This window comes from Variovorax sp. J31P207 (assembly GCF_030316965.1).
Classification (GTDB): domain Bacteria; phylum Pseudomonadota; class Gammaproteobacteria; order Burkholderiales; family Burkholderiaceae_C; genus Variovorax; species Variovorax ginsengisoli_B.
The window spans coordinates 13,547-32,802 of sequence record NZ_JASZYN010000010.1; the positions used below are offsets into that span (position 1 = coordinate 13,547).

A 19,256-nucleotide genomic window follows, 5' to 3' on the forward strand; every position below is an offset into this window, starting at 1 on the left:
ACCCATGTCTGTTGTTGCACTCGCCCCCGGCTACACCGGCACCGTCGCGGACAGCGAAGACCGCTTCCACGGCAACCGCCTTCTCTACATCGGTTGGGACGACCACCTGCTGTTCTGCTCGCCCGTGTGCCTGCCGCTGCCCGCGGCCATGCCCTTCGGCGCGCTCCTGAGCGAGGTGCTGCCCGGCGTCTACGGCAGCCATCCCGACTTCGAGAAGATCGACTGGGGGCAAGCCCAGTGGCTCGACTCGGGCAAGCCCTTCGTGCCCGACCCGGCGAAATCGCTGGCCGACAACGGGCTGGTCCACAAGTCCGTGATCCGCTTCCGGGTGCCCGGTCTCAAGGGCATCAAGGGATCGCACAGCTGAAGCCGCGAGGACAAACGCCATGAGCTTCCAGATCATGATCGAGCCGCTGGGACAAGGCGTCGCCGCCCGCGACGGCCAGACGGTGTTGGACGCCTGCCTGCGCGCCGGCGTCTGGCTGCCGCACGCCTGCGGCCACGGCGTCTGCGGCACCTGCAAGGTGCAGGTGCTCGAAGGCGAATGCGAGCACGGCGAGGCCTCCAACTTCGCGCTGATGGATTTCGAGCGCGACGAGGGAAAGATCCTCGCCTGCTGCGCCACGGCGCAGGCCGACCTCGTGATCGAGGCCGAGATCGACGAAGACCCCGACGCGCAGTTCCTGCCGCTCGAGGACTTCGACGCCGAGCTGGTCGAGGCCCGCATGCTGACGCCGACCATCCGCGGGCTCTGGCTGCGGACGGCCAGGCCCGCCGCGTTCCAGGCCGGCCAGTACCTGATGCTGCACGTGCCCGGCGTCGAGGGCGAGCGGGCCTTCTCGATCGCCAATGCACCGCATGAGGACCTGATCGAGCTGCACATCCGCCGCGTGCCCCAGGGCCGCGCCACGGGCTGGCTGCACGACGCGCTGCAGGTCGGGCAGACGCTGCGGTTCACGGCGCCGAACGGCCGCTTCTTCGTGCGCAAGTCGGCGCGGCTGCCGATGATCTTCGTGGCCGGCGGGTCGGGCCTGTCGAGCCCGAAAGCCATGGTGCTCGACCTCCTGAACGAAGGCTGCGAGCTCCCGATCACCCTGATCCAGGGCGCGCGCAACCACGAAGAGCTGTACTTCAGCGAAGTCTTCGAGGCGCTCGCGGAACGCCATCCGAACTTCAGCTACGTGCCGGTGCTGTCCGACCTGGCACCGGAAGCCGATTGGAGCGGCGCACGCGGCTACGCCCACGAGGCGCTGAAGGCGCACTTCGCGAACGATTTCCGCGGCCACAAGGCTTATCTGTGCGGACCGCCGCCGATGACCGAGGCCTGCATCGCGACCTTGATGCAGGGCCGGCTGTTCGAGCGCGACATCTACACCGAGAAGTTCTTCACCGCCGCCGATGCCGCCACCGCCGCGCCGCGTAGCCCGCTCTTCAAGGCGCTTTGAGATGACCGCGACACCGTGCTTCTCGATCGCCATCGGCAACACCAGCGAACGCTATGCCTGCCGCGGCGACCAGACCCTGCTCGGCGGCATGGAGCAGCTCGGCCGCAAGGGCATACCGGTCGGCTGCCGCGGCGGCGGCTGCGGCATCTGCAAGGTGCGCATCGAAGCCGGCCGAACCCGCTGCGAGCGCATGAGCCGCAGCCACATCAGCGCCGACGAGGAGGCCGAAGGCTACGTGCTGGCCTGCCGCGCCTATCCGCAGAGCGACCTGCAGCTGCTGGCGGTCGCCCGGATGGCGCGCTGCATCGAGCGGCATCTCGCCGACGCTACCCGTTCCCCCACCTGAACTTCAACCACCGAAGGAGACTCACCATGGCACTCACTGGCGTACTGCGACCGGGCCACGTTCAATTGCGCGTGCTCGACCTGGAAGCGGCCATCAAGCACTACCGCGACGTTCTCGGCCTGATCGAGACCGCGCGCGATGCGCAAGGCCGCATCTACTTCAAGGCCTGGGACGAGCACGACCACCACAGCGTGGTGCTGCGCGAGGCCGACACGGCCGGCATGGACTTCATGGGCTTCCGGGTCGACTCGCCCGCCACGCTCGAGAAGCTGGCGGCCGACCTCGAGGCCAGCGGCCTGGCGACCGACATGCAATGGATCGCCGCCGGCGAGCACCTGCGGACCGGCAGGCGCTTCCGCTTCACGGTGCCCACCGGCCATGCGATCGAGCTCTTCGCCGAGAAGGAGAAGGTCGGCAACGGCATGCCCTACGAGAACCCCGAGATCTCCCCCGACGATCTCAAGGGCATGGCGCCCTCGCGCTTCGATCACTGCCTGCTGTACGGCGACGACCTCGACGGCACGATGAAGCTCTTCACCGAGGTGCTGGGCTTCAACCTGGCCGAGAGCGTGGTGGCCGGGCCGGAGCGGATGGCGATCGCCGCCTTCCTGACCTGCTCGACCAAGCCGCACGACATCGCCTTCATCCGCCACCCGGAGAAGAACAAGTTCCACCACGCGTCCTTCCTGCTGGACAACTGGGGCGAGGTGCTGAAGGCGGCCGACATCATCACCAAGAAGCGCGTCTCGCTGGACATCGGGCCGACGCGGCACGGCATCACGCGCGGCGAGACGATCTATTTCTTCGACCCGAGCGGCAACCGCAACGAGGTCTTCTCGGGCGGCTACGTGTTCTATCCGGACAAGCCGCCGCTGACCTGGACCGACGACGAACTCGGGCGCGCGATCTTCTATCACGACCGCAAGCTCAACGAGAACTTCCTGTCGGTGGTGACCTGAGGGGCCGGACGTGAAGCATTTCCTCAACTTCATCGGCGGCGAATTCGTCGCCACCTCGAAGACCTTCGACAACCGCGCGCCGGCGGACAACCGGCTGCTCGGCCGAATCCACGAGGCCGGTGCGGCCGAGGTCGATGCGGCGGTGCGTGCGGCCCGGGCGGCGCTCCAGGGCGAGTGGGGCCGCATGAGCGTGGGCCGCAGGGTCGAGTTGCTGCATGCGGTGGCCGACGAGATCAACCGCCGCTTCGACGACTTCCTGCAGGCCGAGATGGCCGACACCGGCAAGCCGCATTCGCTGGCCTCGCACATCGACATCCCGCGCGGCGCCGCCAACTTCAAGGTGTTCGCGGACATCGTGAAGAACGTGCCGACCGAGACCTTCGAGACCGCCACGCCCGACGGCGGCCAGGCGCTCAACTACGCGATCCGCTCGCCGCTGGGCGTGATCGGCGTGGTCTGCCCGTGGAACCTGCCGCTGCTGCTCATGACCTGGAAGGTCGGGCCGGCGCTGGCCTGCGGCAACACGGTGGTCGTCAAGCCCTCGGAAGAGACGCCGGCCACCGCCACCTTGCTCGGCGAGGTGATGAACGCGGTCGGCATCCCGCCCGGCGTCTACAACGTGGTGCACGGCTTCGGGCCGCAGTCGGCCGGCGAGTTCCTGACCACGCATCCGGGTGTCGATGGCATCACCTTCACCGGCGAGACCCGCACCGGCGAGGCGATCATGGCCGCGGCGGCGAAGGGCGTGCGGCCGGTGTCCTTCGAACTCGGCGGCAAGAACGCGGGGCTGGTGTTCGCCGACGCCGACTTCGACAAGGCGGTGGCCGGCATCGCGCGGTCGGCCTTCGAGAACTGCGGCCAGGTCTGCCTGGGCACCGAGCGCGTCTATGTGCAGCGGCCGATCTTCGAGCGCTTCGTCGCCGCCTTGAAGGCCAGGGCCGAGGCGCTGAAGCCCGGGCCCTCCGAAGAAGCCGGCGTGAACCTCGGCCCGCTGATCTCGCGCGAGCACCAGCAGAAGGTGCTCTCGTACTACCAGAAGGCCCGGGACGAGGGCGCTACCGTGGTCACCGGCGGCGGCGTCCCGCAGATGACGGGCGCATTGGCCGAAGGCCACTGGGTGCAGCCGACCATCTGGACCGGCCTGCCCGAGAGCGCCGCGGTCATCCGCGAGGAGATCTTCGGCCCGTGCTGCCACATCGCGCCCTTCGACACCGAGGAAGAAGCCATCGCGCTGGCCAACGCCACCGACTACGGCCTCGCCACCACGGTGTGGACCGAAAGCCTCGGCCGTGCGCATCGCGTGGCGAAGCAGGTCGAGGTCGGCATCTGCTGGATCAACAGCTGGTTCCTGCGCGACCTGCGGACCGCCTTCGGCGGCGCCAAGGCCTCGGGGATCGGCCGTGAAGGCGGCGTCCATTCGCTCGAGTTCTACACCGAGTTGCGCAATGTCTGCATCAAGCTGTGAGGAGCGAACGGCCATGAGCCATCCGGAGATCGGCCTGCGGGTGCGCACCGGTGCCTTCGACACCAACCTGCACGACCTGGGGCAGGGCGCGCCGGCGCTCTTCATCCACGGCTCGGGCCCAGGGGTCAGCGCCTGGGCCAACTGGCGCCTGGCGATGCCGGTGCTGGCGCAGACGCGGCGGATCATCGCGCCCGACATGGCGGGCTTCGGCTACACCGATCGCCCGCCGGGCATCGCCTACACGATGGACACCTGGGTGCAGCAGGCGATCGACCTGCTCGATGCGCTGGACGTGGAGCGTGCCGACGTGGTGGGCAACTCGTTCGGCGGTGCGCTGTCGCTGGCGCTCGCGATCCGTGCGCCGCACCGGGTTCGCCGGCTGGTGCTGATGGGCAGCGTCGGCGTGCCCTTCGCGATCACGCCGGGGCTCGATGCCGTGTGGGGCTACACGCCCTCGCTCGAGAACATGCGCCGCATCCTGGACGTGTTCGCGCACGACCGCTCGCTGGTCAGCGACGAGCTGGCGCAGCTGCGCTACGAGGCCAGCATCCGGCCCGGCTTCCAGGAATCCTTCGGCGCGATGTTCCCGGCGCCGCGCCAGCGCTGGGTCGACGCCATGGCGAGCCCGGAGGCAGCCATCCGCGCCTTGCCGCACGAGACGCTGGTGATCCACGGCCGCGAGGACCAGGTGATTCCGCTCGCCACCTCGCTGACCCTGGCCGACTGGATTCCGAACAGCCAGCTGCACGTGTTCGGCCGCTGCGGCCACTGGACGCAGATCGAGCACGGCGCCCGCTTTGCGCGGCTGGTCGGCGATTTCCTCGCCGAGGCCGATTGATTCACCCCAACGACACGAGATGCCCACCATGGACACCCCGCTCATCCACCAGCTCGGCGACGAGCTCTACACCGCGCTGCGCGACCGCCAGGTCGTGGAGTCGCTCACCAGCCGACACGACGGCATCACGATCGAGGACGCCTACCACGTGCAGCAGCGCATGATCGCGCGCCGGCTCGATGCCGGCGAGCGCATCGTCGGCAAGAAGATCGGCGTCACCTCGCGCGCCGTGATGAACATGCTCGGCGTCTTCCAGCCCGACTTCGGCTACCTGCTCGACGGCATGATCGTCGGCGAAGGCGAGTCCATCGACACGCGGACCCTGATCCAGCCCAAGGCCGAGGGCGAGATCGCCTTCATCCTGAAGCGCGACCTGATGGGGCCGGGCATCGGCAACGCCGACGTGCTGGCCGCCACCGAATGCGTCATGCCCTGCTTCGAGATCGTCGATTCGCGCATCCGCGACTGGAAGATCAAGATTGCCGACACCGTGGCCGACAACGCCTCCTGCGGCGTCTTCGTGCTCGGCGACAGCGCGGTCGATCCGCGCCGGATCGACCTCGGCATCTGCGGCATGGTGCTCGAGAAGAACGGCGAGATCATCGCCACCGGCGCCGGCGCCGCCGCCCTCGGCTCGCCGGTCAATGCCGTCGCCTGGCTCGCCAACACGCTGGGCCAGCTCGGCATCGGACTGAAGGCCGGCGAGGTCGTCCTGTCCGGTGCACTGGCCGCGATGTTCCCGGCCGCGGCCGGCGATAACTTCCGCGTTTCGATCGGCGGCCTGGGCGGCTGCTCGGTCCGCTTTCATTGAAGGACACCCACCCATGAAGAAGATCAAGTGCGCCCTGATCGGGCCCGGCAACATCGGGACCGACCTGCTGGCCAAGCTGCAGCGCAGCCCGCTGCTCGAACCCGTCTGGATGGTCGGCATCGACCCCGCGTCCGACGGGCTGCAGCGGGCCCGCGCGATGGGGCTCAAGACCACCGCCGAAGGCGTCGACGGCCTGCTGCCGCACGTGGAGGCCGACGAGATCCGGATCGCCTTCGACGCCACCAGCGCCTACGTGCATGCCGAGAACTCGCGCAAGCTCAACGCGCTCGGCGTGCGGATGATCGACCTCACGCCGGCGGCGATCGGGCCGTTCTGCGTGCCTTCGGTCAACCTGAAGGACCAGCTGCGCGACGCGCCGATGAACGTCAACATGGTCACTTGCGGCGGCCAGGCCACGATCCCGATGGTGGCGGCCGTGTCGCAGGTGCAGGCCGTGGCCTACGGCGAGATCGTCGCCACCGTGGCCAGCCGCTCGGTCGGCCCCGGCACGCGCAGGAACATCGACGAATTCACGCGCACCACGGCCGGCGCGGTGGAGCAGGTCGGCGGCGCCGCCAGGGGCAAGGCGATCATCATCGTCAACCCCGCCGAGCCGCCGCTGATCATGCGCGACACCGTGCACTGCCTGACCGAGGACGCGCCGGACCAGGCCGCCATCACGGCTTCGGTGCACCGGATGATCGCCGAGGTTCAGAAGTACGTGCCGGGCTACAAGCTGGTGAACGGCCCGGTGTTCGACGGCAGGCGCGTGTCGATCTACCTCGAAGTCGAAGGGCTGGGCGACTATCTGCCGAAGTACGCGGGCAACCTCGACATCATGACCGCCGCCGCGGCACGCACGGCGGAACTGTTCGCCGAGGCGATGCTGGCCGGCCAACTTCAACACGAAGCCGTTGCGGCATAGGAGGCACCATGACTCTCAAGGGCAGAACGATCACCGTCCACGACATGACGCTGCGCGACGGCATGCACCCCAAGCGCCACCTGATGACGCTCGACCAGATGCGTCACATCGCCACCGGCCTCGACGAAGCGGGCGTGCCGCTGATCGAGGTGACGCACGGCGACGGGCTGGGTGGCAGCTCGGTCAACTACGGCTTTCCGGCGCACAGCGACGAGGACTACCTCGGCGCGGTGATCCCGCTGATGAAGAACGCGAAGGTCTCGGCCCTGCTGATTCCGGGCATCGGCACCGTCGACCACCTGCGCATGGCGCACGGGATCGGCGTGCACACGGTGCGTGTCGCCACCCATTGCACCGAGGCCGACGTCTCCGAGCAGCACATCGCGATGGCACGCAAGCTCGAGCTGGACACCGTGGGCTTCCTCATGATGGCCCACATGGCCAGCCCCGCGACGCTGGCGAGCCAGGCACAGCTGATGGAAAGCTATGGCGCCAACTGCATCTACGTGACCGACTCCGCCGGCCACATGCTTCCCGAGGACGTGAAGGCGCGCATCGCCGCGGTGCGCGCGGCCTTGAAGCCTTCGACCGAACTCGGCTTCCACGGCCACCACAACCTGGCGATGGGCGTGGCCAATTCCATTGCCGCGGTCGAGGCCGGCGCCAACCGCATCGACGCCGCGGCCGCGGGGCTCGGCGCCGGCGCGGGCAACACGCCGATGGAGATCTTCGTCGCCGTCTGCGACCGCATGGGCATCGAGACCGGCGTCGACGTGTTCCGCATCCAGGACGTCGCGGAAGACCGCGTGGTTCCGATCATGGACCACGTCATCCGGGTCGACCGCGACTCGCTGACCCTGGGCTACGCGGGCGTGTACTCGTCCTTCCTGCTGTTCGCCAAGCGCGCCGAGGCCAAGTACGGCGTGCCGGCGCGCGAGATCCTGGTCGAGCTCGGGCGCCGCGGCATGGTCGGCGGCCAGGAAGACATGATCGAGGACACGGCGATGACGCTCGCGCGGGCGCGCAGCGCCACGCAGGAGGTGGCCGCATGAAACTCGACCTCGACACCATCGCCGCGCTGGCCGAGCATCTGGAAGGCTGCGAACTCGGCGCCAAAGACACGCCGAAGATCACCGACGAGTATCCCGAGATGGACTGGGACGACGCCTATGCGATCCAGAACGAGATCCGGCGGCGCAAGATCGCCCGCGGCCATCGCATCATCGGGCTCAAGGCCGGTCTGACCTCGCACGCGAAGATGAAACAGATGGGCGTGACCACGCCGGTGTTCGGCTTCATGGCCGACAGCTACGCGGTGCCCGAAGGCGGCGAATGCCGCATGTCCGAGCTGATCCACCCAAAGGTCGAGCCCGAGATCGCCTTCGTCACCCGCGCGCCGCTCAGGGGGCCGGGCTGCCACATCGGAGCGGTGCTCGCGGCGACCGACTTCGTGCTGCCCGGCATCGAGGTCATCGACAGCCGCTACCGCGACTTCAAGTTCGACCTGAAGAGCGTGGTCGCCGACAACACCTCCGCCGCGCGTTTCGCGGTCGGCGGGCGGCCCCTGCCGGTGGCCGAGGTCGACATGCGCACGGTCGGCATCGTGCTGGAGAAGAACGGCGAACCGGTGGCCTTCGGCGCCGGCGCCGCGGTGCTGGGACACCCGGCGGCGGCGATCGCGATGCTGGCGAATCACCTCGGCGCACGCGGCGAAGAGATCCCGGCCGGCACCTTGATCCTGTCGGGCGGCATCACCGAGGCGGTGGCAGTGAAGGCCGGCGACTCGATCACGCTCAGGGTGCAGGGCATGGGCAGCGTCGGCCTGCGCTTCGCCTGAAAGGACACAGCCATGCCATTTGCACAGATCTATCTCATCGAAGGCCGGAGCGAGGAGCAGAAGCGGGCGCTGATCGAAAAGGTCACGCACGCGATCGTCGAGGCGGTCGGCGCGCCGAAAGAGAACGTGCGGGTCTGGCTGCACGACGTGCCGAAGGAGAACTGGGGCATCGCGGGGGTCAGCGCGAAGGATCTCGGGCGCTAGAAATAGGCCGTTGCCCTCCCTGCGCCAGAAATTTCTCTTTTCCCGGATGAGGCGGGTCTCGCGCTGCGGCTGGGTGTCGATCTCGGCCAGAATTCCGAGATGCGAATTTGGCTTGTCGGATTGTGGTTTGCCCTGACGATGCCGGCGTGGGCAGCGCACGGGCTGGGCATGGGATACGAGCCAAAGTACCCGGACTCCTTCAAGCATTTCGACTATGTCAATCCCGACGCGCCCAAGGGCGGGCACCTGACGCTTTCGGCGAGCGGGAGCTTCGACAAGCTCAATCCGTTCACGCTCAAGGGCACGCCCCCGGCCGGCATGGGCTACAGCAGCAACGGCTTCGTGTTCGCGGAGTACGGCCTGGTCTTCGATTCATTGATGACGCCCAGCGAAGACGAGCCCTTTTCGAACTACGGGCTGCTGGCGGAAGACGTGCTCGTCGCCCCTGACCAGATGAGCGTGACTTTCCGCCTCAACCCCAAGGCCCGCTTCTCGGACAACACGCCCGTGCTGGCGCAGGACGTGAAGCACTCCTTCGACACCTTGATGAGCCAGCAGGCCGGCCCGGGCAAGTCCATCTCCTTCCGGCGGCGACCGGACTACTGGGCTGCCGATCTTCCGGTTCGCAAGGGGATGTTCAACTTCGACAAGGTCAGCTACCAATACTTCAGGGATCGACTCGGGGAGGAAGAGTCGATCAAGGTAGGTGCGCTCGACGCCCTCGAAGAGACGTCGATCACCGCCTGGATTCGTCGCTACAAGGGCCGCCGTTTCGACTCCGGCGAAATCGTCAAGACCGAGATTTCGCACCGCCGATTCACGGGCATGCGGGGCTTGGCCGTGAACCTGCGCCAGCCCCGCTTCGCCGATATCCGGGTGCGTCAGGCGCTGGCGCTGGCCTTCGACTTCGACTGGATGAACCAGCGTCTTTTCTATGGGCGCAGAGCTCGGACCGTCAGCTACTTCCAGAACAGCGACGATCTGATGGCGAAGCCGGAGCTCGGCCCGGACGAGCAGGCGCTGATCGCGCGGCTCGTGCACAGGCAGGACTATCTCAAGATCGTACAGGGGGCATTGCCGCGGCCCGCTGCGACCGGTGACACGCCCGAGGGGCTGCGACGCAACCTGGTCGAAGCGCAGGCGCTGCTGAAGGCGGCGGGTTGGTCCTACCGGGATGGCGCGCTGCGCGACGGCGACGGCAAGCCATTCGTGATCGAGATCGACATTGCGGACCGCAGTTCGGAACCCGTGCTGGCGCCCTACACGAGAAACCTGGGCAAGCTCGGGATCTCGCTGCAGTACCGGCTTCGCGATGCGGCCCTGATCAAGAAGAGGCTCGACGACTTCGAGTTCGACATGGCCATCCAGATGCTGGGCGGCTCGTCGAGTCCCGGCAACGAACTCTACGACGACCTGGGCTCGAAGTCCGCGGCCGAGAGGGGAAGCCAGAACCTCAGCGGGATCAGCGATCCGGTGATCGACGAACTCATCGACATCATCGTCAAGAGCCCTGACCGCGCATCCCTTGCAACGGCCGTCCGGCTGCTCGACAGGTTTCTGCTGCATCAGCACTACGTGGTCCCCCTGTACTACGGCAAGCAGTACTACATGGTTCACAAGCGCAACCTGCGGCGCCCCGATGCCGAGTTGCCGCAGCGTCTGCTGGCGGGCTCTGCGTTGCTCACGACCTGGTGGATGGACCCGCCGAAGACGGGTGAGCGGGATTGACCTTCTCTGCGGTGGGCGATGCCTTGCGCGATAAGTTCGATCCGCGGAAGTCTGGCCAATGAACTATTTGCGCGAGTGCTGCGCTACATACTCCTTCAGCGCTCCATCCACGCGCGACTGCCAGCCGTCGCCTGCCGCGCGAAAGAATGCCAGCACTTCGGGCGACAGCCGGATGGTGGTCGACACCTTTGCATTCGGCTTCACGCTGCCGGCAGGGCGACCCCGCTTGCGCGCCGCGATTTGCGCGGGCGTATGGATCGCGGCCGACTCTCCGCGCTTCATTTCTTCGATGGAATGGAGCAGATCGCGTTCGAACTGCGCCACTTCCGGATCTTTGGCCTTAGGCATTGATGGCCTCCTTGAGCTTCCTCAGAGTTTCGGTGGGGATGTTGTCGAACTTTCGTCCGCGAGGCGTCGGAACGTGGGGGTCTCAATGACGGTGAACACCAATTTATTGTAGTAACAAACAAATATCTACGCAAGAGCTCCGCTGCACGACATGGCTCCTCAGACGATGCCTTTGCGCGCTCCCGTCGCGAGCGACGCGACGGACGGAATGATCCAGCGCGGCTCGTCGAGCACCCGCTGCATGCGCTCGCGCAGCCATCGATGCGCCGGGTCCGCGCTCTGCCGTGGGTGCCAGGCCATGCGCATGGCTTCGAGGGGCACGGTGACCGGCAGCTCGAAGACCTGCAGGCCGAGCGAGGACGCCATGCCCCTCGCGGTGCGTTCCGGCACGCTGGCGACCAGGTCGGTGCGCGAGGCGGCGATCAACGCCGAAAAGGAACTGGGGACCAGCAACGCCACCTGCCGCGCCAGCCCCAGTGCGTCGAGCGCCACGTCGACCGGCGACAGTTCCCCCGAACGTGGCGTCACCCCGACATGACGGGCGTCGGCGAAGCGCTGCGCGGTCATAGGCCGCTTCCTCGGCATCCTGAGCAGCGGGTGGCCCGTGCGCACCGCGCCCACCAGCGTCTGCTGCGACAGGACCTGGCTTTCGGTTTCGGGGTCGGTGTTGCGGAAGCTGCCGACGTCGAGGTCCAGCCGCCCTTCACGCAAGGCACCAGGATCGACCAGCGTTTCGGGCAGGAACTGCAGGGTGGCCAGCGGCATGTCGATCTCCAGCGCGCGTGACAGGCTGGCGCCGAAGACCACGGCGATTCCCTCGGGCGCCCGGACGACGAAACGGCGCCGGACCGACGCCAGGCCCTGCGCGTCGACCGGTGCCCGCAGCGCCTGCGCCTGCGCCAACAGCGCCCGCACCGGCTCCACCAGGGCCAGGGCGCGTGGCGTCGGCACGAGCTTGCGGCCGGCGCGCACCAGGATCGGATCGCCGAAGGCCTCGCGGATGCGCGCCAGCGTGTGGCTCATCGCGGGCGTGCTCAGGTGCATGCGGGCCGCAGCCTGCGTCACGCTGCCGGTGGCGAGCAGGGCGTCGAGCGCGGTCAGCAGGTTGAGGTCATATGTGTTCACTCGGTGAAATCATATGTTCAATTCATTGCACTGTACAAAATCGATGTCGCTACAGACACTGGCGTCCCCTGCTCGAAAGCGATTCCCGTGAAGCACAAGACTTCCCCTCTGTGGCCATTCGCCATGCTCGTTCTGACGCTGGTCCTGGCCGCGCTGGACCAGACCATCCTGTCGACGGCACTGCCGGTGATGGCGCGCGAACTCCCCGGCGGATGGCCACTGGCATGGGTGTTCTCCGCCTACCTGCTCGCGGCCACCGTGGTGATCGCGTTGTACGGCCGGCTGGCCGACCTGCTGGGCAAGAAGCCGATGCTGTTGCTGGCGATCGGACTGTTCCTGCTCGGTTCGCTGGCCTGTGGCGCGAGCCACGACCTGCGCCAGTTGGTGCTCGCGAGAGCGCTCCAGGGTGCAGGCGGCGGCGGCCTGATGACCCTGGCCATGCTGACCGTGCCCGACCTGTTCGCACCCGATCAGCGCGGGCGCTACCAGGCACTGCTGGGCGCGACCTATGGCGTGGCGACGATGCTCGGGCCGTTGCTCGGCGGCGCACTGGTGCAATACCTGTCGTGGCACTGGGCGTTCTGGCTCAACGTGCCGCTGGCGGCGCTGGCCTGGGGCGTGCTGGCGCTGACCCTGCCGCCAAAGCAGGCGACGTCGCAGCAGGGCCCCCGGCCTGGCATCGACGGACTCGGTGCCGCGCTGCTCGCGGCCGCGCTCGTGAGCCTGCTGCTCGCCACGCAGCATGACCGGCTGAACCTTCCCGAACGCGTCTCGCTGTGGTTGCTGCTGGCGCTGGGCGCCAAGTTCACGCTGGCTTTCGTGTGGCGGCAGCGCCGCGCGGCACACCCGTTGCTGCCGTTGTCGCTGTTCGCCCGTCCGGCCTACGCGGCGGCCTGCTTCATCGGGCTGACCAGCGGGGTCGCCCTGTATGCCGCGGTGGTGTTCCTGCCGCAGTACCTGCAGAACGGCCTCCACCTGTCGCCCACGGCCTCGGCCTGGCATCTGCTGCCGCTGATGGCCGGCATCACGGTCGCCGCCGTGGCCTGCGGCAAGCTGCTGCGGGCGCAAACGCCTGCCGCCGCGCTGGCGCGGCTGGCTTGCGCGCTGATGCTGCTGTCCTGCGGCTTGCTGATCGCCGCGCTGCAGTGGCTTCCCCAGCAGCCGATGGCGATCTCGGCCGGCTTGCTGCCGCTGGGCCTCGGCCTGGGCCTGCTGTTCCCGATCGTCACCGTGGTGGCGCAGCGCGTCTCGCCGGTCCAGCACATGGGCATCGCCACGGCGGCGCCGATCATGCTGCGAAGCCTCGGCGGGGCGGCCGGGGTGGCGCTGCTGGCTTCGCTGGGCCATGGCTTGCAGCCGGTGTTCGCTTGCGTCGCCGGGGTGGTGCTGCCGGCGTTCGTGGCTTGCAGGTGGTTGCCGCACGGCAGCGAACGTCAGGCCGCGCAACGCGCTGCCTACCCGCAGGCTGCATCCTGAGTCAATGCGGGGCTAGCATTCCCTCCCATGGGAATGATCGACCGCCTGCTGGCCGACGCCGTGCTGCTGTTGCACGGGCTGTTCATCCTGTTCGCCGTCCTCGGTGGCCTGGGCGTGTGGCGCTGGCCGCGGCTCGCATGGCTTCACCTGCCGGCTGCGGCCTGGGCCGGCTGGGTGGTGTCGGCCGGCTGGATCTGTCCGCTGACGCCGCTCGAGAACAGCTTGCGCCGCAGTGCCGGCCAAGCGGGCTATGGCGGCGGCTTCATCGAGCACTACCTGCTCGGCCTGATCTATCCCGAAGGCCTGACGCGGCCGGTGCAGGTCGGGCTGGGGGCGGGCGTGCTGCTGTTCAATGCGGTGCTCTACGGCTGGCTCCTTGCTCGCCGGATCCGGGCGGCCCGGGCGCCAGTCCCATGAGCCAGCCCGCCCAGGTTCAGCGCCGAGCCGTCCCCAGCAGCGCAAGCAGCGCCAGCAGGACCACGCCGCTGCCGAACTCGTACGCCGTCATGACGATGTTGCCCTGGTGCGCCACGTCGTACCCCGCCACCATTGCGGGCAGCCCCATCGCCAGGTAGGCGATCACGAACAGCACCGAGAGCACGCCGGCGCGCTCCTGCGGCGCGATCAGCAGCACCACGCTGTGCAGCGCGCCCTGGAAGCCGGTTCCGAAGCCCAGCCCCGCGACCGCGCTGCCGAGCAGGAACAGCAGCACCGAATGCTGCGCGATCGCGGTCATCACCAGGGCCATGCCGGCGATCAGGGCGACGGCGCCGAGCCGCATCAGCGCCCTGGGCGAGGCTTCGCGGATCAGGTACACCGCCAGTGCGCCGCTGCCGGCCAGCACGAAGAGCGCGAATCCGCCGAGCAGGATCGAGGTCGTGCCCGCGAAACTGCGGATCAGCGTCGGCCCGAGCGAGGCGTAGAAGCCGGCCATCGCCCAGACCGCGACCAGGGCAGGGGCCGCCAGCAGCAGCGGCCCGCGCACCGCGAGCGGCACCGCCAGCCGCGGCCGGAGCGAGGCCCATGCGCCGGGCCGCACCGGGGCCGTCTCTTCCATGAAGAACACCGCGACGCCCTGCAGCACGAAGATGCTGCCGAGCAGCGCGTAGACCAGGTGCATCGGCGCCGGCAGGTACTGGATCATGAGTCCGGCGACGAGGCCGCCGGCCGCCGTGCCCATCATCGGCGCGACCGAGTTCGCGATCGCACCCCGGCCCTTGTCGATGTCGAGCAGGCCGGCGCCGGCCGCCGCGATCGCGGCGCCGGCCGAGAGACCCTGGACCACGCGCGCCAGCAGCAGGTCGGGCAGGCCGTCGGCGGTGGCGAAGACCAGCATGCTCACGGCCTGCGCCGCGGCGGCGGCGATCAGGATCGGTCGGCGCCCGACGTGGTCCGACAGCCGGCCGCCGACCAGCAGCGCCGACAGCACCGCCAGCGCATAGATCCCGAAGGCCAAGGTCAGCATCGTGGCCGAGAAGCCCCATTGATTCTGGTAGATCGCATAGAAGGGCGTCGGCGCGCTCGATCCCGCGAGAAAACCCAGCGTCATCGACGCCTGCAGCAGGAAGGCCGCATTCGGCGAGAGGCGGCGGCGTGCGGGCGCAGGCGCTGCGAGGGCGGTCGGACAGAGGGAGGTCATGGACGTGCTCCGGGAGTTCAAAGAAACCATACAGACCGATCTGTCTGGTGCTTGCAGTGTACAGACCGGTCTGGTAATGTCAAGCCCATGGAAACGAAACAAGCGGTGGCGCCGGAACGCCGCTCGGCGCGCGACCGCCTGCTGGCGGCGGCGGACGAGCTTTTCTACGAAGGCAGCATCCACACGGTCGGCATCGAGCGCGTGATCGAGCGCGCGGGCGTGGCCAAGGCCTCGCTCTACGACACCTTCGGCAGCAAGGAGGCGCTGATCCGGGCCTACCTCGAGGCGCGGCAGGCGGCCCGCAAGGCACGCATCACCGCCAGGCTGGCGACCTGCGCGACCCCGCGCGACCGGCTGCTGGGCGTTTTCGATGCGATGGAAGATCTGATGTCCACGCCCGGCTATCGCGGCTGCGCCTTCAACCGGGCGGCGGCGGAGTCGAAGCCGGGCACCCTGGTCAAGAGCGCCTGCGAGGACGCTCGCAACTGGATGAGGGAACTGTTCACCGATCTGGCGCGAGACGCCGGCGCGGCCGATCCCGACCACCTGGCGAGCCAGCTGGTGCTGCTCTACGACGGCGCCTCGGTGTCCGGTCAGATGGGGGCGGGCGGCAGCGCGGCGGTTGCGGCGCGCGAGATGGCGGCGCTGCTGCTGGATGCGGCGACGGCCAAGGCCGCCTAGACGCCGTCCGGGCCTACTTGCTCACGATCGTCATCTCGCGCTCGTTGGCCGTGACCTCGAACATCGACAGCAGTTCCCGACCCAGAAGGGCGTCCGGCGACTTGCCGCCCAGCGACCCCACGACCACCGTCGCCTGCCGCACCCTGAACGGACCGAAGGTCATCGGAACGCCCTCGATCCGCCTTCCTTCCATGATGCCGCCGCTGGTCTGGACATGGGCCGGCGCGCCGCCGATCAGGTTGGCGCGGGCGGCGAAGGCCTCGGTGACGGCGACGCCGGCCTGCACGGTCGATCCCTTGTCGATCACGAACTGCACCGGGAAGCCGTTGACCGAGCCACGGATCCAGAAGCGGCCGTCCTGGCCGATCGGCACCGTGATCTGGCGGGAACCGTCGATCGCGATGTCTGCCGTCTTGTCTGCATGCGGCCGGTCCGGGTCGACCAGCACGCAGCCGCGCGATTTCAGCTGCGCCGGCCCCTCGCCGGAGGGCACGTTGGTGTAGGTCTTGCCGCATTTGAAGATCGGCTCGGCGGCGGCCGGCTGCAGGACCAGGCCAGCGGCCAAGGCGGCCGGCGCGCCCAGGAGGCGCAGCGTGGATCGGGCGTGCTGGAACATGGGGTACCTCGCGCGACAAACGACAAGCCGGACGATGCCTCAATCGATCGCGATGCGGCGTCGGCCGGGTGCGGCGGCAGCCGAGCGGTGCGCTGGAAGCGCCGGACGGCGCCCGGTTCAGAACTGCAGGGTGAGCGCGCCGAGGTCGGCGAAATGTACTTCCACGCGATCCCCCGAAACGGCGTCGCCGAGGCCGCTCCAGCTGCCGGTGGTGACCACGGTGCCGGCGGGCACCGTGCGGCCGCCGCGCGTCGCATGGGCCAGCCACGGCGGCAGCAGCCAGGTCGGGTCGCCGAGCGGATGGGTGCCCTCGAACGACTGGGACTGCACGCCTCCGATCCTGAGTTCGCAGCGCTGGCGCGACCAGTCGCGTTCGTCGAAGGCGCGCCATTCGCCGAGCACCAGCGCGCCGTGCGACTGCTGGTCGGCCAGCTTCAGCCATGCGACGTCCTGCGCATCCGGCGCCGGCGGAGCCCAGCGGGTGTCCACCACCTCGACCGAAACGGTCATCGCATCGACGAGTTCGCGCGCCGGCGGGGTCGTGCCGGCAGACCATGCGGCGACTTCCTCGGCCGTCACATCGCGCCGCGTGCGCAGCGCGACCTCGGCCTCGATGCCGCGACGGTGAAAGTGCTGCCCCTGCAGCGAGGCCGTCTGCCCCGGCGCCACGGCCTGCACGCCCGCCGGCGGCAGGCCGGCATGCGTGAGCACCGCCTGGCGCGAGGGCCCGCCCGACTTCCAGCAGCGCGGCAGCGTGCCGCCGAACCAGCCGAGCGCGGCGGCCACGCGGTCCTGCACCGCATAGGCCTCGTCGGCATCGCGCAGGCAGCCGAGCCAGGGCACCATCGGCAGGGCCTGGCCGCTGCGCCGGGCGCCGGCGAGGGCATCGGCCAGGCGCTGGAGGCGGTCGTCGCCGCTCACTGGGCAACCTCCGTGCTTCGCACTGCGGTGCGAGCCCCCTTCGGAACGGGCGGGCGGGGGCTCATGGCATCAGGCTCACGTGCGCCGACACCACGCGCCAGCCGTCCGGCATCCGCACCCAGGTCTGGCTCTGGCGGCCGATGCGCTCGCTGCCTTCGCGGCGGAACTCGATGTTGGCGACCGCGAAGTCCTGCCCGAAGGTGGTGATCGCGCGGGCCGTGATGGTGCGCTCGAGGTTGTTCGCAGGCCGGCCCCGGCGAAACGCCTGGATCGCCTCGAACCCATAGAGGTTCTCGCCGGCGCCGTAGCGCAGGGTGTGGGGCGAAACCCAGAACAGGCGGTCGAGCGCGGGCACGTCGTTGCTCGTGAGCGCGCGCTCGTACTCGTCGAACACGGCCTCGACTTCGGCGAGGACTTGCGGCAGGTTGATGGCGGGATCCATGGTGTTCCGGTGAAGGGGGTAGGTTCAGTGGCGCGGCACTTCGCGCTGGCAAGAAGCGTACCTTGCCGACGGCGATGGCTTGGACATCAGCAGGTCACGCCGCCGTCGATGACCAGGCTTTGCCCGGTCATGAAGGCGCCGGCCTGCGAGGCCAGGAAGACCGCCGCGCCGGCGATCTCGTCGGGCTCGCCGATGCGCCGCAGCGGCGTGCTGTCGGTGCGGCGCCGCAGGGTCTCGGGGTCTTCCCAGAGCGCGCGCGCGAAGTCGGTCTTGATCAGGCCGGGCGCGATGCAGTTGACGCGCACGTTGTGCGGCCCGTATTCGACGGCCAGGTTGCGTGCCAGCTGGAAGTCGGCTGCCTTCGAGACGTTGTAGGCGCCGATCACCGGCGAGCCGCGCAGCCCGCCGATCGACGAGACGATGATGATCGAACCGTCCCTGCGCTCGATCATCTGCGGCACGGCGAAATTGATCAGCCAGTGGTTGGCGATGACGTTGTTCTCGAGAATCTTGCGGAACTGGTCGTCCTCGATGCCGCCGAGCGGGCCATAGTAGGGATTCGATGCCGCGTTGCACACCACGATGTCGATCCGGCCCAGCTGTCGCGTGGTCTCGTCGACCAGGTGCTTCAGCTCGTCCTTGGACGAGATGTTGGCGGGGATGGACAGGGCCGCGCCCGGGCCCTGGGCGCGGTTGATTTCGTCGCGCACCTCGGCGCAGGCGTCGGCCTTGCGCGACGAGATCACGACCTTGGCGCCGTGCTCGGCCAGGCGCAGGGCGATGGCGCGGCCGATGCCGCGCGACGAGCCGGTGACGATGGCCACCTTGCCGGCCAGCGAGAACAGGGACATGGGACTCTCCGTTGGAAGTGATGGGAGCGATGCGACGACCCGCATCCAGGGCCGAAGCATGCCAGCGTTTGGCCCGCCCCCTGCACGCCGATCGGCCCCTTCACTGGCGCCCCCCCGTGACGCGGAAGCTGGCCTCGATCTGTTCCAGGTCGCCCTTGTAGGTCGCGAAATCGCTGCGCGGCGCCGAAATCATCAGGACATAGCCGGTCTCGCCGTCCACGGTGGCGACGATCTTGAGCACGGCCTCGGTCCCGCGCGGATTGACGCCGGTGAACCAGGCGTAGGCGCCCGGCTTGCCGCCGAACAGGGCATCGCCCGAACTGGTGCCGGCGAAGCGCGGCCACTGCGACGGGAACTTCTGCCCGATCGCCTCGACCAGCCCCTTGGGCGCACCGCGGCCGCTGACCTTCATCACGCTCGCATAGGCGGGACCCTTGAGGAACGACACGCCCCCGGACTGCGCCTCGACCCGCCAGCCGGGTGGCACCTGCAAGGCGTAGCGGCCGCCGTCGGGGTCGGTGTAGGTGGTTTGGGCGTGCACCAGCGGCACGGCGGCCAGCATGAGCGCGGCCAGGAACGGATGTCTCATCGTCTTGCCT

The 19,256-nt window shown here is 68.8% G+C and carries 23 protein-coding genes; 15 read left to right on the plus strand and 8 right to left on the minus strand.

The genetic code is table 11. The annotated features are described in order from the left end of the window. Positions 1-4: 4 nt before the first annotated feature. From QTI68_RS28350 to QTI68_RS28405, 12 genes are all read left to right on the plus strand, one after another. Positions 5-367: a phenol hydroxylase subunit P4 gene (locus QTI68_RS28350; RefSeq protein ID WP_286373636.1), complete on the plus strand. Its 363-nt coding sequence runs from the start codon at positions 5-7 to the stop codon at positions 365-367. A gap of 19 nt (positions 368-386) precedes the next feature. Next, entirely contained in the window at positions 387-1,445 is a 1,059-nt protein-coding gene (locus tag QTI68_RS28355; protein ID WP_286526475.1) for an NADH:ubiquinone reductase (Na(+)-transporting) subunit F, read from the plus strand. A 1-nt stretch (position 1,446) separates the two neighbouring features. Continuing rightward, the gene (locus tag QTI68_RS28360; RefSeq protein ID WP_286373634.1) at positions 1,447-1,791 is read left to right on the plus strand and encodes a 2Fe-2S iron-sulfur cluster binding domain-containing protein; all 345 of its coding nucleotides are present in this window, start codon (positions 1,447-1,449) and stop codon (positions 1,789-1,791) included. A gap of 26 nt (positions 1,792-1,817) precedes the next feature. Next, positions 1,818-2,750, plus strand: a complete 933-nt coding sequence (locus QTI68_RS28365; protein WP_286526476.1) for a catechol 2,3-dioxygenase — start codon at positions 1,818-1,820, stop codon at positions 2,748-2,750. Between the two features lie 10 nt (positions 2,751-2,760). Then, positions 2,761-4,215 carry a 2-hydroxymuconic semialdehyde dehydrogenase gene (locus tag QTI68_RS28370; RefSeq protein WP_286526478.1) on the plus strand — a complete coding sequence of 485 codons (1,455 nt, stop codon included), beginning with the start codon at positions 2,761-2,763 and terminating at the stop codon, positions 4,213-4,215. 13 nt (positions 4,216-4,228) lie between these two features. Continuing rightward, the gene (locus tag QTI68_RS28375) at positions 4,229-5,053 is read left to right on the plus strand and encodes an alpha/beta fold hydrolase (RefSeq protein WP_286526479.1); all 825 of its coding nucleotides are present in this window, start codon (positions 4,229-4,231) and stop codon (positions 5,051-5,053) included. A 28-nt stretch (positions 5,054-5,081) separates the two neighbouring features. After that, positions 5,082-5,864: a 2-oxopent-4-enoate hydratase gene (dmpE, locus tag QTI68_RS28380; RefSeq protein WP_286526482.1), complete on the plus strand. Its 783-nt coding sequence runs from the start codon at positions 5,082-5,084 to the stop codon at positions 5,862-5,864. Between the two features lie 13 nt (positions 5,865-5,877). Then, on the plus strand, positions 5,878-6,789 hold the full coding sequence (locus QTI68_RS28385) for an acetaldehyde dehydrogenase (acetylating) (RefSeq protein WP_286526483.1): 912 nt from the start codon (positions 5,878-5,880) through the stop codon (positions 6,787-6,789). A gap of 8 nt (positions 6,790-6,797) precedes the next feature. Further along, positions 6,798-7,841: a 4-hydroxy-2-oxovalerate aldolase gene (dmpG, locus tag QTI68_RS28390; RefSeq protein ID WP_286526484.1), complete on the plus strand. Its 1,044-nt coding sequence runs from the start codon at positions 6,798-6,800 to the stop codon at positions 7,839-7,841. Further along, positions 7,838-8,626, plus strand: coding sequence for a 2-oxo-3-hexenedioate decarboxylase (gene dmpH / locus QTI68_RS28395; RefSeq protein ID WP_286526485.1), 789 nt, complete (start codon positions 7,838-7,840; stop codon positions 8,624-8,626). The genes dmpG and dmpH overlap by 4 nt, the downstream gene beginning before the upstream one ends. 12 nt (positions 8,627-8,638) lie before the next feature. Next, the gene (gene thmT, locus QTI68_RS28400) at positions 8,639-8,830 is read left to right on the plus strand and encodes a 2-hydroxymuconate tautomerase (RefSeq protein ID WP_286526486.1); all 192 of its coding nucleotides are present in this window, start codon (positions 8,639-8,641) and stop codon (positions 8,828-8,830) included. Between the two features lie 168 nt (positions 8,831-8,998). Then, positions 8,999-10,558, plus strand: coding sequence for an extracellular solute-binding protein (locus QTI68_RS28405; RefSeq protein WP_286526487.1), 1,560 nt, complete (start codon positions 8,999-9,001; stop codon positions 10,556-10,558). Between the two features lie 63 nt (positions 10,559-10,621). Here QTI68_RS28405 and QTI68_RS28410 read toward each other — a convergent pair whose 3' ends face one another. Both QTI68_RS28410 and QTI68_RS28415 read right to left on the minus strand, forming a co-directional pair. Next, positions 10,622-10,882 carry a BrnA antitoxin family protein gene (locus tag QTI68_RS28410; RefSeq protein ID WP_286526488.1) on the minus strand — a complete coding sequence of 87 codons (261 nt, stop codon included), beginning with the start codon at positions 10,880-10,882 and terminating at the stop codon, positions 10,622-10,624. A 183-nt stretch (positions 10,883-11,065) separates the two neighbouring features. Beyond that, the gene (locus QTI68_RS28415; RefSeq protein WP_286526489.1) at positions 11,066-12,031 is read right to left on the minus strand and encodes a LysR family transcriptional regulator; all 966 of its coding nucleotides are present in this window, start codon (positions 12,029-12,031) and stop codon (positions 11,066-11,068) included. A gap of 123 nt (positions 12,032-12,154) precedes the next feature. On the opposite strand from QTI68_RS28415, the gene QTI68_RS28420 reads away from it, so the two are divergent. Together QTI68_RS28420 and QTI68_RS28425 are read left to right on the plus strand one after the other, a co-directional pair. Next, a complete protein-coding gene (locus tag QTI68_RS28420; RefSeq protein ID WP_286526490.1) occupies positions 12,155-13,507 on the plus strand; it encodes an MFS transporter in 1,353 nt (450 codons plus the stop codon). Between the two features lie 33 nt (positions 13,508-13,540). Further along, on the plus strand, positions 13,541-13,924 hold the full coding sequence (locus QTI68_RS28425; RefSeq protein WP_286526702.1) for a DUF2784 domain-containing protein: 384 nt from the start codon (positions 13,541-13,543) through the stop codon (positions 13,922-13,924). Between the two features lie 16 nt (positions 13,925-13,940). Here the strand turns inward: QTI68_RS28425 and QTI68_RS28430 are convergent, their stop codons facing one another. Then, the gene (locus tag QTI68_RS28430; RefSeq protein ID WP_286526492.1) at positions 13,941-15,146 is read right to left on the minus strand and encodes an MFS transporter; all 1,206 of its coding nucleotides are present in this window, start codon (positions 15,144-15,146) and stop codon (positions 13,941-13,943) included. Between the two features lie 87 nt (positions 15,147-15,233). Here QTI68_RS28430 and QTI68_RS28435 point away from each other — a divergent pair, with 87 nt between their 5' ends. Further along, a complete protein-coding gene (locus tag QTI68_RS28435; protein WP_286526494.1) occupies positions 15,234-15,827 on the plus strand; it encodes a TetR/AcrR family transcriptional regulator in 594 nt (197 codons plus the stop codon). 13 nt (positions 15,828-15,840) lie between these two features. On the opposite strand, the gene QTI68_RS28440 is transcribed toward QTI68_RS28435, so the two are convergent. The 5 genes from QTI68_RS28440 to QTI68_RS28460 all read right to left on the minus strand — a co-directional run bounded on the left by QTI68_RS28440 (position 15,841) and on the right by QTI68_RS28460 (position 19,246). After that, a complete protein-coding gene (locus tag QTI68_RS28440; protein ID WP_286526495.1) occupies positions 15,841-16,443 on the minus strand; it encodes a retropepsin-like aspartic protease family protein in 603 nt (200 codons plus the stop codon). A gap of 117 nt (positions 16,444-16,560) precedes the next feature. Further along, positions 16,561-17,289: a fumarylacetoacetate hydrolase family protein gene (locus QTI68_RS28445; RefSeq protein ID WP_503011754.1), complete on the minus strand. Its 729-nt coding sequence runs from the start codon at positions 17,287-17,289 to the stop codon at positions 16,561-16,563. A 136-nt stretch (positions 17,290-17,425) separates the two neighbouring features. Next, positions 17,426-17,806 (minus strand): oxalurate catabolism protein HpxZ, encoded by a 381-nt coding sequence (gene hpxZ / locus QTI68_RS28450; RefSeq protein WP_286526498.1) that lies wholly within the window; start codon positions 17,804-17,806, stop codon positions 17,426-17,428. An 86-nt stretch (positions 17,807-17,892) separates the two neighbouring features. After that, on the minus strand, positions 17,893-18,657 hold the full coding sequence (locus QTI68_RS28455; protein ID WP_286526499.1) for an SDR family NAD(P)-dependent oxidoreductase: 765 nt from the start codon (positions 18,655-18,657) through the stop codon (positions 17,893-17,895). A gap of 100 nt (positions 18,658-18,757) precedes the next feature. Beyond that, entirely contained in the window at positions 18,758-19,246 is a 489-nt protein-coding gene (locus QTI68_RS28460; protein WP_286526500.1) for a hypothetical protein, read from the minus strand. Positions 19,247-19,256: the final 10 nt, after the last annotated feature.